This window comes from Streptomyces fodineus (genome assembly GCF_001735805.1).
GTDB lineage: Bacteria > Actinomycetota > Actinomycetes > Streptomycetales > Streptomycetaceae > Streptomyces > Streptomyces fodineus.
Map to the genome: position 1 here is coordinate 1,179,657 of NZ_CP017248.1, position 12,237 is coordinate 1,191,893.

The 12,237-nt window shown below is 72.3% G+C and carries 12 protein-coding genes; 2 read left to right on the forward strand and 10 right to left on the reverse strand.

What is annotated here, in order from left to right:
• Nucleotides 1–40: 40 nt before the first annotated feature.
• Complete coding sequence (locus BFF78_RS04935; RefSeq protein ID WP_069777134.1) at nucleotides 41–1,348, reverse strand: DUF6777 domain-containing protein; 1,308 nt, start codon at nucleotides 1,346–1,348, stop codon at nucleotides 41–43.
• Between the two features lie 131 nt (nucleotides 1,349–1,479).
• Here BFF78_RS04935 and BFF78_RS04940 point away from each other — a divergent pair, with 131 nt between their 5' ends.
• Entirely contained in the window at nucleotides 1,480–2,901 is a 1,422-nt protein-coding gene (locus tag BFF78_RS04940) for a lipase maturation factor family protein (protein WP_069777135.1), read from the forward strand.
• Between the two features lie 31 nt (nucleotides 2,902–2,932).
• Here BFF78_RS04940 and BFF78_RS04945 read toward each other — a convergent pair whose 3' ends face one another.
• The 9 genes from BFF78_RS04945 to BFF78_RS04985 form a co-directional block, all read right to left on the reverse strand.
• Nucleotides 2,933–3,433 (reverse strand): cupin domain-containing protein, encoded by a 501-nt coding sequence (locus BFF78_RS04945; protein WP_069777136.1) that lies wholly within the window; start codon nucleotides 3,431–3,433, stop codon nucleotides 2,933–2,935.
• 74 nt (nucleotides 3,434–3,507) lie between these two features.
• Nucleotides 3,508–4,341 (reverse strand): amidohydrolase family protein, encoded by an 834-nt coding sequence (locus BFF78_RS04950; RefSeq protein ID WP_069777137.1) that lies wholly within the window; start codon nucleotides 4,339–4,341, stop codon nucleotides 3,508–3,510.
• Nucleotides 4,338–4,652, reverse strand: a complete 315-nt coding sequence (locus BFF78_RS04955; RefSeq protein WP_069777138.1) for an L-rhamnose mutarotase — start codon at nucleotides 4,650–4,652, stop codon at nucleotides 4,338–4,340. Before BFF78_RS04955 ends, BFF78_RS04950 begins: the two co-directional genes overlap by 4 nt.
• Nucleotides 4,649–5,620 carry an aldo/keto reductase gene (locus BFF78_RS04960; protein WP_069777139.1) on the reverse strand — a complete coding sequence of 324 codons (972 nt, stop codon included), beginning with the start codon at nucleotides 5,618–5,620 and terminating at the stop codon, nucleotides 4,649–4,651. Before BFF78_RS04960 ends, BFF78_RS04955 begins: the two co-directional genes overlap by 4 nt.
• Entirely contained in the window at nucleotides 5,617–6,372 is a 756-nt protein-coding gene (locus tag BFF78_RS04965; protein WP_069777140.1) for an SDR family NAD(P)-dependent oxidoreductase, read from the reverse strand. Before BFF78_RS04965 ends, BFF78_RS04960 begins: the two co-directional genes overlap by 4 nt.
• On the reverse strand, nucleotides 6,369–7,709 hold the full coding sequence (locus BFF78_RS04970; protein WP_069777141.1) for an L-fuconate dehydratase: 1,341 nt from the start codon (nucleotides 7,707–7,709) through the stop codon (nucleotides 6,369–6,371). Before BFF78_RS04970 ends, BFF78_RS04965 begins: the two co-directional genes overlap by 4 nt.
• Nucleotides 7,710–7,744: 35 nt before the next feature.
• Nucleotides 7,745–8,773 (reverse strand): ABC transporter permease, encoded by a 1,029-nt coding sequence (locus BFF78_RS04975; RefSeq protein ID WP_069777142.1) that lies wholly within the window; start codon nucleotides 8,771–8,773, stop codon nucleotides 7,745–7,747.
• Nucleotides 8,766–10,256: a sugar ABC transporter ATP-binding protein gene (locus BFF78_RS04980; RefSeq protein ID WP_069777143.1), complete on the reverse strand. Its 1,491-nt coding sequence runs from the start codon at nucleotides 10,254–10,256 to the stop codon at nucleotides 8,766–8,768. Before BFF78_RS04980 ends, BFF78_RS04975 begins: the two co-directional genes overlap by 8 nt.
• Nucleotides 10,253–11,317: a sugar ABC transporter substrate-binding protein gene (locus BFF78_RS04985; RefSeq protein ID WP_069777144.1), complete on the reverse strand. Its 1,065-nt coding sequence runs from the start codon at nucleotides 11,315–11,317 to the stop codon at nucleotides 10,253–10,255. The genes BFF78_RS04980 and BFF78_RS04985 overlap by 4 nt, the downstream gene beginning before the upstream one ends.
• Nucleotides 11,318–11,480: 163 nt before the next feature.
• On the opposite strand from BFF78_RS04985, the gene BFF78_RS04990 reads away from it, so the two are divergent.
• Nucleotides 11,481–12,209: a FadR/GntR family transcriptional regulator gene (locus tag BFF78_RS04990; RefSeq protein ID WP_069777145.1), complete on the forward strand. Its 729-nt coding sequence runs from the start codon at nucleotides 11,481–11,483 to the stop codon at nucleotides 12,207–12,209.
• The last annotated feature ends 28 nt before the right edge of the window (nucleotides 12,210–12,237 follow it).

The following is a 12,237-nucleotide window of genomic DNA, read 5'->3' on the forward strand; positions in this document are numbered from 1 at the left end:
CCCACCTTGCCAGGATTTACTCGATTCTTCGAGCTGATCGTCAGGGCGTTCCAGGCGGGCGCGGCCGGTACGGGAAGGCTCGGCCGTCGGGGAGGCCCGCGACGGGGCCGCCGTCCGTGGCGCCGGGTACGGCGCCGGAGCCGAGGCCCGGTGGCCCGTCCGGGACCGGACCGCCGCGGTCGGCGAGGCCGGGTGGGCCGATGTCGTCGAACGGCCCGAATTCGTAGGGCGCGTCGGGGATACCGGGCAGGGCGACGCCGGGCGTGTCCGGGGTGAGACCGAGGGACGACGAGGTCGGCGGGTCGGTCGCACCGGGGGCCGAGCTGCTCCGTCCGGCGGGCCGTTCCGGTGGCGTCGGGGTGACGACCCTGGGCGGCCATCCGGTCGCGCCGGGAGAAGAACCCGGCGGGCTGGGCGGGGCGCTGTGCGGCGGTGCGGTACCCAGCGCAGCGGTGTCCGCCGGGGTGGGGCTGCCGGGCGGGGCGGTGGCCCGGGCGGGCGCCGGCACGATCTGGTCGTCGCGCACGTCGTGGCCGATCCGGCGTTCGATCCAGGTACGTGTCTCGACGTTGACGATGGTGATGCTGGTGACGGGCCGGGGCGCCGGGGCCACCGCGATCACCTGGCCCGGCCGGTAGCCGGACCAGGCGCTGCCCCGGGCGCCGAAGCCCCCGGGTGTCGGCGCGGGCGAGCCCAGCGGATTGCCGCAGGCGCAGCGCACGCGGGGCATACCGCGGTCGTCGACCAGGACCGCGGTGCCGGCCTGGAGCACGGCCTGGTAGCCGACCGCCCGGCCGTCGCGGTAGCCGTGGTCGGTGACCCGGGTGTCGGCGCGCAGCAGGACCGGGGTCAGACCGCGCAGATGGCCGGGAAGGCCGTTCACGGGGACACCGGCCGCGCGGGCGAAGGCCGCCCCCCGGGACCGGTCCGCCGTCAGGTATCCGACCTGCCGCTCGACGTCACAGCCGGCGACGCCCGCGGTGCCGCCGTAGAGGCCGGGGGTGGCGCCGGACAGGACGCGCATCGCACGCAGGGGTACGACGACCAGGGCGGCGGGCAGCGCCGGGCGGGGGGACGCGGAGTCGGGCGGCCCGGTGGCGGTGGGACGCGGCGTACCGGTACCGGGGGGCGCGCTGGGATCGGTGCTCTTGCCACCGGGCGTTGTGGGCGCGGCGGTCGAGGTGACCGTGGAGCCGGTGAAGGGGTCGGGCCCTTGGACCGCGGCGGGCAGCAGGTAGACGTCCTCGCCCATCCGGGCCTCCTTCACGCCGGGGCGGGCGCAGCCGGCGAGCAGGAGCGCCACCGAGAAGGCGCAGGCCATGACGATGGATCCGGTGGGTATCCGCACCGTACACTCCGCATCACTGTGGGTGACTACACCCCATTGTGTGCATTGCGCCCGTTTGGCTGGCAACTCGGGAGCACGTCATGATGAAGACGACACCGGCGGTTTAGCCGCGACGAAGGGCGCGCACAGCCGTGAACTGGTTCACCGCTCCCGACTACTGGCTGACCCGGCTGGTCTTCCAGCGGGCTCTGGCCGCCGTGTACCTGTTCGCGTTCCTGACGGCGGCCCTGCAGTTCCGGGCCCTGCTGGGCGAACGCGGCATGCTGCCGATCCCCCGTTTCGTGGCGCGGGCGCCCTTCAGACGGGCGCCGAGCCTGTTCCATCTGCACTACTCCGACCGCTTCTTCGCGGGCTGCGCCTGGGCCGGGTGCGCGGTGTCGGCGGCGCTGCTCGCCGGCGCGGACTCCCTGCTGCCGCTGTGGGCCGGGATCCTGCTGTGGCTGATGCCGTGGGCGCTGTATCTGTCGATCGTCAACGTGGGCCAGACGTGGTACGCGTTCGGCTGGGAGTCACTGCTGCTGGAGACGGGGTTCCTGGCCGCGTTCCTCGGCAACGACGAGGTGGCGCCGCCGGTCGTCGTGCTGTTCCTGCTGCGCTGGATCCTGTTCCGGGTCGAGTTCGGCGCCGGGCTGATCAAGTTGCGGGGCGACGCCTGCTGGCGGAAACTGACCTGCCTGTACTACCACCATGAGACACAGCCCATGCCGGGCCCCCTGAGCTGGTTCTTCCACCATCTGCCGAAGCCGCTGCACCGGGTGGAGGTGGCCGCCAACCACCTCACCCAACTGGTCGTACCGGTGCTGCTGTTCACACCGCAGCCCATCGCCTCGGCCGCCGCCGCCCTGATGATCGTCACCCAGCTGTGGCTGGTGCTGTCCGGCAACTTCTCCTGGCTGAACTGGATCACCATCGTGCTGGCCCTGTCCGCGCTGCGGTTCCCCGCGTCCGCGCCGTCCGTGCCGGCGGCGCCGCTGGGTTACGAGGTCCCGGTGCTCGCGGTCGCCGCGCTGCTGCTCTTCCTGAGCTACCACCCGGTGATGAACATGATCTCCCGCCGCCAGATCATGAACCGCTCCTTCGACCCGTTGCACCTGGTGAACACCTACGGCGCGTTCGGCAGCGTCAGCCGCGTCCGCTACGAGGTGGTGGTCGAGGGCACGCTGGACGACCTACCGCGTGAGGACTCCGACTGGCGGGAGTACGAGTTCCGGGGCAAGCCCGGGGACACCCGGCACTGGCCGCGCCAGTTCGCCCCCTACCATCTGCGCCTGGACTGGCTGATGTGGTTCGCGGCGCTGTCCCCCGCCTATGCCGGCGACTGGTTCGGGGCTCTGGTGGAGCGGCTGCTGGAGAACGACCGCGACACCCTGCGCCTGCTGCGCCGCTCCCCCTTCCCGCCGGACAGCCCGCCCCGTTACATCCGGGCCCGGCTCTTCCGCTACCGCTACACCACCTGGCGGGAGCTGCGGGAGTCGGGGGCGTGCTGGGAGCGCACGTATGTCCGCGAGTATCTGCCGCCGACCAGGCTGGCGGAGGTGGCCGGGCGGTCCTGAGCGGCCGGGCCCCGCGGCCCGAAGGCCCGGCCTACGGGTCCTGGCGCCCCTCCGAGGGCACCTGGTGCGACCGGGTCCGGTAGCGGCTGCGGAACTCGGCCAGCAGCTCGTCGGTCACCTCGGCACCGGCGCTCACGGCGGCATGCACGTCGCGGAAGTAGTTCTCGTACCCGGCCGGGGTGTAGAGGCACAGCGCGCGTGCCGGAACCGGGCCGGCGTTGCGGAAACCGTGCGGGGTGCCGCGGGTGGCGGCGAGCAGGTGACCGGGGCCGGCCGTCACCTCGCCGTCGCCGGTGTGCAGCGTCAACTCGCCCTCGAGGACGTAGAAGTACTCGTCGTGTCCGTCGTGCACGTGCGGCCTGGCGCCCATGGTGCCCGGGGCGAGGCTGAACTCCTCGCAGGCGAAGCGCCCGCCCGTGTGCTCGCCGGTGAGCCGGAAGAAGTGCGCGACGCCGGCGACGTCGATGAGTTCACCGTCCTCGGGACCTCGCAGCAACGGAGCATCGGGAGCAGGAGATTGATCATCGGTCATGGCGGCATTGTGAGGTACAGGTTGCCGGGGCGCACACCGCCCACGCCGTGGGAGACGAAGAGTCGCGGGTCGGGTCACAGACCGTAGACGGCTGTGGCGGTGTCCTGGAAGAGGGCCCGGCGGTCCGCCTCGCCGAGGTCCGCGGTCAATTCGGCCATGATGGCGTGCACTTCGGTGTAGGTGGCCGCCGATGTGCACACGGGCCAGTCGGAGCCGAACATCAGGCGGTCGGGGCCGAAGGCCTCCAAGGCGGTCTCGGCGTAGGGGCGCAGATCGTCGACGGTCCGGGAGTCCGGGCCGGCCTCCGTGACCATGCCGGAGACCTTGCAGACGGTGTTGGGCAGGGCGGCAAGGGCGCGCAGGTCCGTGGCCCAGGGTTCGAGGGCACCGCTCGCGATGGGCGGTTTGCCCAAGTGGTCGAGGACGAACGTGAGGTGCGGGAGAGCCTGGGCCGCCTTCGCGCAGGCCGGGAGCTGGTGCGGCAGGACGACGAGGTCGTACACGAGCCCCGCGTCCGCGACGGCGGTCAGGCCCCGGTGTACGTCCGGACGCAGCAGCCACTGAGGGTCGGGTTCGCTCTGGACCTGGTGCCGGATGCCCTTCAGGAAGACCCCGCCGGGCCGTTCGCGCAGCCGGGCCAGTTCGTCGGCCACGTCCGGGCGGGTGAGGTCGGTCCAGCCGACGACAGCGGCGATCAGGTCGTGTGCGTCGGCCAGGGCCAGGAACTCGGGGGTCTCCTCGGGCACGGTGACCGTCTGGACGAGGACCGTCCGGGTGACTCCGGCCGCCCTCGCCTCGGGTTCCAGGTCGGCCAGGGTGAAGTCGCGCCTGAGCGGGCTGCCCTCGGGGATCCAGTCCTGGTCGCGGACGGACAGGTCCCAGACGTGGTGGTGGGCGTCGACGGTCACGGCAGCTCCCAGACGACGGGCAGGCCCGCGTCCGCGCCGGCACGGGAGTAGTCGTGCACGACGGAGAGCAGCTGGGCCATGCGGGCCTGCCAAGCCACGTTGACGGGGAGCTGGTCCAGTTCGGCGAGCAGCCGGGCGTAGTCCTCGCACTCCAGCAGGTGGAAGAGGTCGGTGCCGCTGCGCCAGATGGTCCAGGAGGTGGCACCGGCGGCCCGGATGGCCCGGGTCAGTTCCTCCGGGACGGCGCGATGGGCCGCCTCGTACTCGGCGATCCGGTCGGCGCGGACCTTGGTGTGCAGGGCGACTCTCATGACGGGCCCTCCTTACGGGGCAGCAGGCCGGACTCCCGCAGCTCCTGCCAGAACTCCGGTGGGACTTCGGACGCGAACTGGTCGGCACAGTCGTGGACTTCGGCTGCGGAGCGGGGGCCGGGCAGGACGGAGGCGACGGCCGGGTGGGCGGAGGCGAAGGCCAGCGCGGCGGCCCGCAGGGTGATGCCGTGCCGCTCGGCGACCGCCTTCATCCGCAGCGCGCGGACCAGCAACTCCTGTGTGGTCCGGCTGTAGTTGTACGTCGACTCGGGCGTCGGGTCCGCCAGCAGGCCCGAGTTGAACACGCCGCCGAGGACGACCGGCACCCCGCGCTCGGCGGCCGTGGGCAGCAGCTCGGTTCCGGCGCTCTGGTCGAGCAGCGTGTAGCGGCCCGCGCACAGGACCGCGTCCACGTCGGTGTCGCGGACGAACCGGGTGAGCATCGCGGCCTGGTTCATGCCCGCGCCGATCGCGCCCACCACACCCTCGGCGCGCAGCTTCTCGAGGGCCGGGTAGCCCTCGCGGAAGGCCTGCTCGGCGTGGTCGTCCGGATCGTGCAGGTAGACGATGTCGACACGGTCCAGGCCGAGGCGGTCCAGGCTCGCCTCCAGGGTGCGGCGGATCCCGTCGGCGCTGAAGTCCCACACCCGGCGGTGGGTGGCGGGTACGGCGAACCCGTTGGCCAGGTCGTCGCCGGTGCCGTCGGCGGGGTCGAGGCGGCGGCCGACCTTGGTGGAGACCGTGTAGTGGGCGCGGTCGTAGGCGCGCAGGGCGGCGCCGAGCCGGCGTTCGGACAGGCCGAGGCCGTAGTGCGGGGCGGTGTCGAAGTACCGGATGCCGCGCTGCCAGGCGGCCCGTACGGTGTCGTGGGCCTGCTCGTCGTCCATCGGGCGGTAGAGGTTGCCGAGTGTCGCGGCGCCGAAGCCGAGGGGGGTGACCTCGACGCCGCTGCGGCCGAGCCTCGTCACCGGCCCACCGGGCGCGGCCTGAGGCCCTGCATGCCGCCGTCGACGGCGAGGGCGGTGCCGGTGGTGGCGCCGGACAGGGGGCTGGCCAAGTAGGCGATGGCCCCCGCCACTTCGGCGGCGGAGACCAGCCGGCCGGTGGGCTGGCGGGCTTCCAGGGCGGCGCGTTCGGCGGCCGGGTCGGGGGCCGCGTCCAGCAGCCGGCCGACCCACGGGGTGTCCGCCGTACCGGGGTTGACGCAGTTGACGCGGATGCCCTCACGGACGTGGTCGGCGGCCATGGCGAGGGTCAGGGAGTACACGGCGCCCTTGGTGGCGCTGTACAGGGCGCGCCGGGGCAGACCGGCGGTGGCCGCGATGGAGCAGGTGTTGACGATCGCCGCATGCGCGGACCGGCGCAGGTGCGGGAGGGCGGCGCGGGCGGTGCGGACCATGCCGAGGACGTTGACGTCGAAGACGTGCCGCCACTCGGCGTCGTCGTTGTCCTCGACGGTGCCCTGGGCGCCGATCCCGGCGTTGTTGACCAGGACGTCCAGGCCGCCGAGGTCCTCGGCGGCGCGCTCGACGGCCGCGCGCACCGAGGCGTCGTCGGTGACGTCGGCGCGGTAGGCGAGGAGCGGCTTGTCGACGTCCGCCGGGTCCCGGTCGAGGACGGCGACCCGGGCGCCACGGGCGGCGAGAAGGTCGGCGGTGGCCCGGCCGATGCCGGACGCACCGCCGGTGACCAGGGCCTTCAGGCCCTCGAAGTCGCTCATGCGGCCTGTCCCTTCTGGGTGTCGGGGTCGGCGGCCCAGTAGGTGCCGCCGGGGAAGGTGTACCGCTCGACGGCCTCCGGGCGCAGCGCGGCGGAGAAGCCGGGGACGGTGGGGGCGGTGTAGTGGCCGTCGCGGATGACGACCGGGGTGCGGAAGTGCTCGTGGAGGTGGTCGACGTACTCGATGACCCGGTCCTCGGTGGTGCCCGAGACGCACAGGTAGTCGAACATCGACAGATGCTGGACGAGTTCGCACAGGCCGACCCCGCCCGCGTGCGGGCAGACCGGGACGCCGAACCTGGCGGCGAGCAGCAGGATGGCCAGGTTCTCGTTGACGCCCGCGACGCGGGCGGCGTCGATCTGGACGATGTCGAGGGCGCCCGCCTGGAGGAGTTGCTTGAACACGATCCGGTTGTGCACGTGTTCGCCGGTGGCGACCTTCACCGGGGCCACGGCGCGGCGGATCGTGGCGTGGCCGAGGACGTCGTCGGGGCTGGTGGGCTCCTCGATCCAGTACGGGCCGAACTCGGCGAGGGCCTTGGTCCAGCGGATGGCCTCGTCGACGTTCCAGCGCTGGTTGGCGTCGACGGCGAGCCGGATGTCCGGTCCGACGACCGCGCGGGCGACTCGGCAGCGCCGGATGTCGTCGTCGAGGTCGGCGCCGACCTTCAGCTTGATCTGCGTGAAGCCGTCGGCGACGGCCTGCGCGGCGAGCCGGCCGAGCTTGTCGTCGTCGTAGCCGAGCCAGCCCGGGGAGGTGGTGTAGGCGGGGTAGCCGCGCTCCAGCAGCCGTGCCCGGCGCTCGCCGGCGCCTGCCCGCCCCCGCCTCAGCAGGTCGAGAGCCGCCTCGGGCGTGAGCGCGTCCGCGATGTACCGGAAGTCGATCTGCGCCACCAGCCACTCGGGGTCGGCGTCGGCGAGGAGTTGCCACAGTGGCTTTCCGGCCCGGCGGGCGGCGAGGTCCCAGACGGCGTTGACGACGGCCCCGATCGCCATGTGCATCACGCCCTTCTCGGGGCCGAGCCAGCGCAGCTGGCTGTCGCCGATCAGGTCCCGGAAGAGCGAGCCCGGGTCGGCGCACAGCTGAGCCACGTCCCGACCGAGCACATGGTCCCGCAGCGCGTCGATCGCGGCGACCTGGACGTCGTTGCCCCGCCCGATGGTGAAGACGAACCCGTGTCCCTCGTGCCCGTCGGCGGCGTCGGTGCGCAGCACGACGTAGGCCGCCGAGTAGTCGGGGTCCGGGTTCATCGCGTCGGAGCCGTCCAGCTCGCGCGAGGTGGGGAAACGGATGTCGTGGGTGTCGACCGCGATGACGCGGGCGGGGGCCTGGGACACTGAGGTCCTTTCCGTCAGCGGAGATGGGGGGAGCGTCAGTCCTGGGCGCGGCCCGTCGTCACGCGCGCGATCACGAGCGCGACGAGGATGATCCCGCCGTAGATGGCCTGGATCCAGAACGACGGCACCTGGGCGAGGGTGAGTAGGTTCTGTACGACGCCCAGGAGGAGGACGCCGGTCAGCGCGCCGAACATGGTGCCCTTGCCGCCGTCCAGGCCGATGCCGCCGATCACCGCGGCCGCGAACACGGTGAAGATCATGTTCTGGCCCTGGTTGGCGCTGATCGCGCCGACGTACCCGGTCTGCAGCAGCCCGCCGAGCGAGGCGAGGACGCCCGCGACCACGTACACGCCGAGCATGACCCGGTCCACCCGGACACCGGCCGCGCGGGCGGCGTCCGCGTTGCCGCCGATCGCGTACAGGGCGCGGCCGGTGCGGTGGTACTTCAGCACGAACCCGGCGACGGCGAAGGCGACCGCGGCGAGCCACACCGACAGCGGCACGTTGAGGAAGGTGGTGGTGGCCAGGGAGTAGAAGCTGTCGGGCATGCCGAACAGGGTCTTGCCCTTGGTGGCGCCGACCAGCAGGCCGCGCAGCACGATGAGCATCGCGAGCGTCACGATGAACGCGTTGAGCCGGAACTTCACGACGAGGACGCCGTTGAAGGCGCCGATCACCGCGCCGACCACCGGAATCGCCGGCAGGGCGAGCCCGGCCGGGAACTCGGTGCCCCAGCCGGACTGGCTCGCGGGCAGCACCAGCAGCGCGCCGACGGCCGGTGCGATGCCGACCACCGACTCCAGGGAGAGGTCGAACTTGCCGGTGATCAGCACGAGGGACTCGGCGAGCACGACCATCGCGAGCGCGGCGGAGGCACCGAGGATCGAGATCAGGTTCCGCTCGGTCAGGAACGAGTCGTTGACCGCCGCGCCGAGCACCATGAGCAGCAACAGCGCGGGCACGAGTGCGAGTTCACGGGCCCGGCGCAGCAGTACGGTCCTGGCCGACCGGGCGTCCGGGTTCTTCGGGGCCGCGAGCGGCGGGGCGGCCCGGGTGTCAGCCATGGTCAACTCCTTCGATGGAGGCGATCAGCTCGTGGTCGCGCCAGCCGGCCGGGTGCTCGGCGACGACACGGCCGTGGAAGAGGACGAGGACGCGGTCGCAGCGGCGCAGGTCGTCGAGTTCGTCGGAGACGACGAGGACGGCGGTGCCGTCGTCGCGGGCGTCGTCCATGCGGGCGAGCAGCGACTCCTTGGACTTCACGTCGACGCCGGCCGTCGGGTTGATCAGGACCAGCAGGCGGGGCTCGCAGGCGAGGGCGCGGGCCATCACGACCTTCTGGGCGTTGCCGCCGGACAGGTCGGAGACGGGCTGCTCCGGGCCCTCGGCGTGGATGTCGAGGCGTTCGATCAGCTCGGCGGCGAAGCGGCGCCGTGCGTCGGTGGCGACGAATCCGGCCCGGCCGAGCCGGTCCAGCACGCTCAACGTGGCGTTGTCGCCGATGCTCATGCCGGGCACCAGTCCCTGCTCGTGCCGGTCGCGCGGGACGCAGCCGACCCCGGCCCGCAGGGCGGCCCGTACGTCGCCGAACGGCAGCCTCTCGCCGTCGAGCCGGGCGGTGCCGCCGGTCGGGGTGTGCAGTCCGGCGAAGGACTCGGCGAGCTCGGTCTTGCCGCTGCCGCTGGAGCCGGCGAGCCCGACGACCTCGCCGCGGCGGACGGTGAGGTCGATATCCTGGTACGCCGGTGAGGTGAGCCCGTGCGCCTCCAGCAGGGCGGGAGCGCCGTCGTGAACTGCCCTCTCGGGTACGGCCTGTTCGGTGACGGACTCCCCCGCCATGGCTTCCACCAGCGCCGCCTTCGGCAGCTCGGCGACGGGTGCGGTGGTGATCCAGCGGGCGTCGCGCAGCACGGTGACCGTCTGGCAGACCTCGTACACCTCCTGGAGGTGGTGCGAGATGAACAGGAAGGTGACACCGGAGCCCTGGAGGGAGCGCATGCGGGTGAAGAGCCGTTCGATCTCCCGGTTGTCGAGCTGGGCGGTGGGTTCGTCCAGCACGATGAACCGGGCGCCGAAGCTCAACGCCCGGGCGATCTCCACCATTTGACGGTCCTCGACCCTGAGGTCGGCGGTGCGCGCCTCGGGGTCGACGTGCACGTCCCAGGTGTCGAGGAGTTCGGTGGCCTCCCGGCGCAGCCGGCGCCAGCTGATGATGCCGCGGCCGGTCGGCTGCCGGTTGAGGAACAGGTTCTCGGCGACCGTCAGGTCCGGGACGACCGTCGGCTTCTGGTAGACGCAGGCGACCTTGCGGCGCCAGGCGTCCCGGTCGGCGAGCGGGGGCGCGGGCTCGCCGTCGAAGCGGACCGTGCCCGCGTCCGGGGCCTGGAGGCCGGTGAGGACGTTGACCAGGGTGGACTTGCCGGCGCCGTTGCGGCCGACCAGGGCGTGGGACTCGCCGGGCAGCACGGTGAGCCGTCCGTCGGCGAGGGCGAGGGTGGGGCCGTACCGTTTGACGACGGCCTCGGCTTCGACCAGCGGCGTACTCATTTGACCGCGTTGCCCCACAGGGTGGGGTCGTCGACGTTGGCCTTGGTGACCAGCGGGGCGGGGAGCTGGTCCTCGAGGATGCCGCCCGGCAGCCTCACGATCGTGGAGCCGTGGTCGGTGGGGCCGGGCTTGAACGTCTTCCCGGCCATCGCCGCCTTGATGTAGTACAGGCCGTACTTGGCGTAGGCGTCGGCGGGCTGGGAGACGGTGGCGTCGATCCGGCCCTTGCGGATGGCGTCGTACTCCTGGGGGATGCCGTCGTTGGAGACGATGGCGATGTGGCCCTGCTGCCCGGCCGGTTTCAGCATGTCCTTGGACTTCAGGGTCTGCAGGGTCGGCGCGAGGTAGACGCCGCCTGCCTGGAGATAGATGCCCTTGATGTCGGGGTTGGCGCCCAGCAGCGTGTCGAGCTTGGCGGCGGCGGTGTCGGACTCCCACTTGGCGGGTATCTCCAGCACCTTGAGCTTCGGGTACTTCCTCTTCACGCAGGACCGGAAGGCCTCGGAGCGGTCGCGGCCGTTGACCGAGGCGAGGTCGCCCATGATCTGCACGACCTTGCCGCTGCTCACATGCTGTCCGAGGTAGTCGCAGGCCTTCTCGCCGTAGGCCACGTTGTCGGCACGCACCACCATGGCGACCTTGCCCTTGTCCGGCGCGACGTCCACGGCGACCACGGGTACGCCCTTGCGCTCGGCCTGGTCGAGTCCGGCCTGGATCGCGGCGCTGTCCAGCGGGGCGACCACCAACCCCTTGACGCCCTGGGTGAGTTCGTTGTCGATGTCGGTGATCTGCTGCGAGGGGTCGCTGTTGGAGTTGACCGTTTTCAGCACCTCGACGCCCTCGGACTTGGCCATCCTGGGCACGTAGTCGTTGTACGACTGCCAGAACGGCGAGGTCAGCAGCGGCAGGATCACGCCGACCTTGCCGGTGCCGCCGCTGCCCGCGCTCGCGGTGTCCTTGGTGCTGCCGCAGGCGGCGAGCATGAGGGAGGCACCGGCGGCCAGGGCCGCCGCGCCGATGATCCGGGACCTGCTGCGCTTCCTGACTGTGCTGGCGGGCATCTCGCGGCTCCTCGTCGAGGGTGTTCGAGCAGACGCGGCATACTTATCAGACCAATAGGCCGAGTCAACACCCTCGTGCACGGAAAATTCGAGGATCCCGGGCGTAGTGGTCGGACCACTTGACTGGTTAGACTGCGGCGCACCCGGGGGAAGGAGGAGCGGCGTGGACGAGGAAGAAGTGCCGCAGAAGGGCACGGTGACCCAGCGCGCCATCGAGGAGATCAAGGCGATGATCGCCGAGGGCCGGCTGGAGCCCGGCCAGCGGCTGCCCACCGAGCGGGACCTGGCGGCCCGGCTGGGCATCTCCCGCAGCTCGATGCGGGAGGCGATCCGCGCCCTGACCGTGATGGGCGTCCTGGAGGCCCGGCACGGCTCCGGGATCTACGTCACCGCACTGGAGGCCGGCGATCTGCTGGAGACCTTCGGGGTGGTCGCGGACCTGTCCCGGGGCCCGCGCCTGGTGGAACTCCTCGAAGTCCGCCGGACCCTGGAGTCGACAGCCACCGCATTGGCCGCCGCGCGCATCACCGGGGACCAACTGGCCGCCGTGGAGAAGCACTTGGCGGCGATGAACGCCACCGACGACCCCGAGGAGATCCTCGCCCACGACCTCGCCTTCCACCGCGAGATCGCCGCCGCCGCGGGCAACGAGACCATGGCCGCCATCCTGGAGGGCCTCTCCTCCCGCACCTTCCGCGCCCGTGTCTGGCGCGGCTACCAGGAGGAGGGCGCCTTCGCCCGCACCCGCCGCGAGCACGCCGCCATCCACCGCGCCCTCCTGGCCCGCGACCCGGAGGCGGCACGCGCGGCGGCGGCGGCCCATGTGGGCGAGGTGGAGGAGTGGCTGCGGGCCCAGCTCGGGACGCAGGACGGCACGGAGTCCGGGGACTAGCCGGCAGCGCCTCGCGAGTACGGACGGC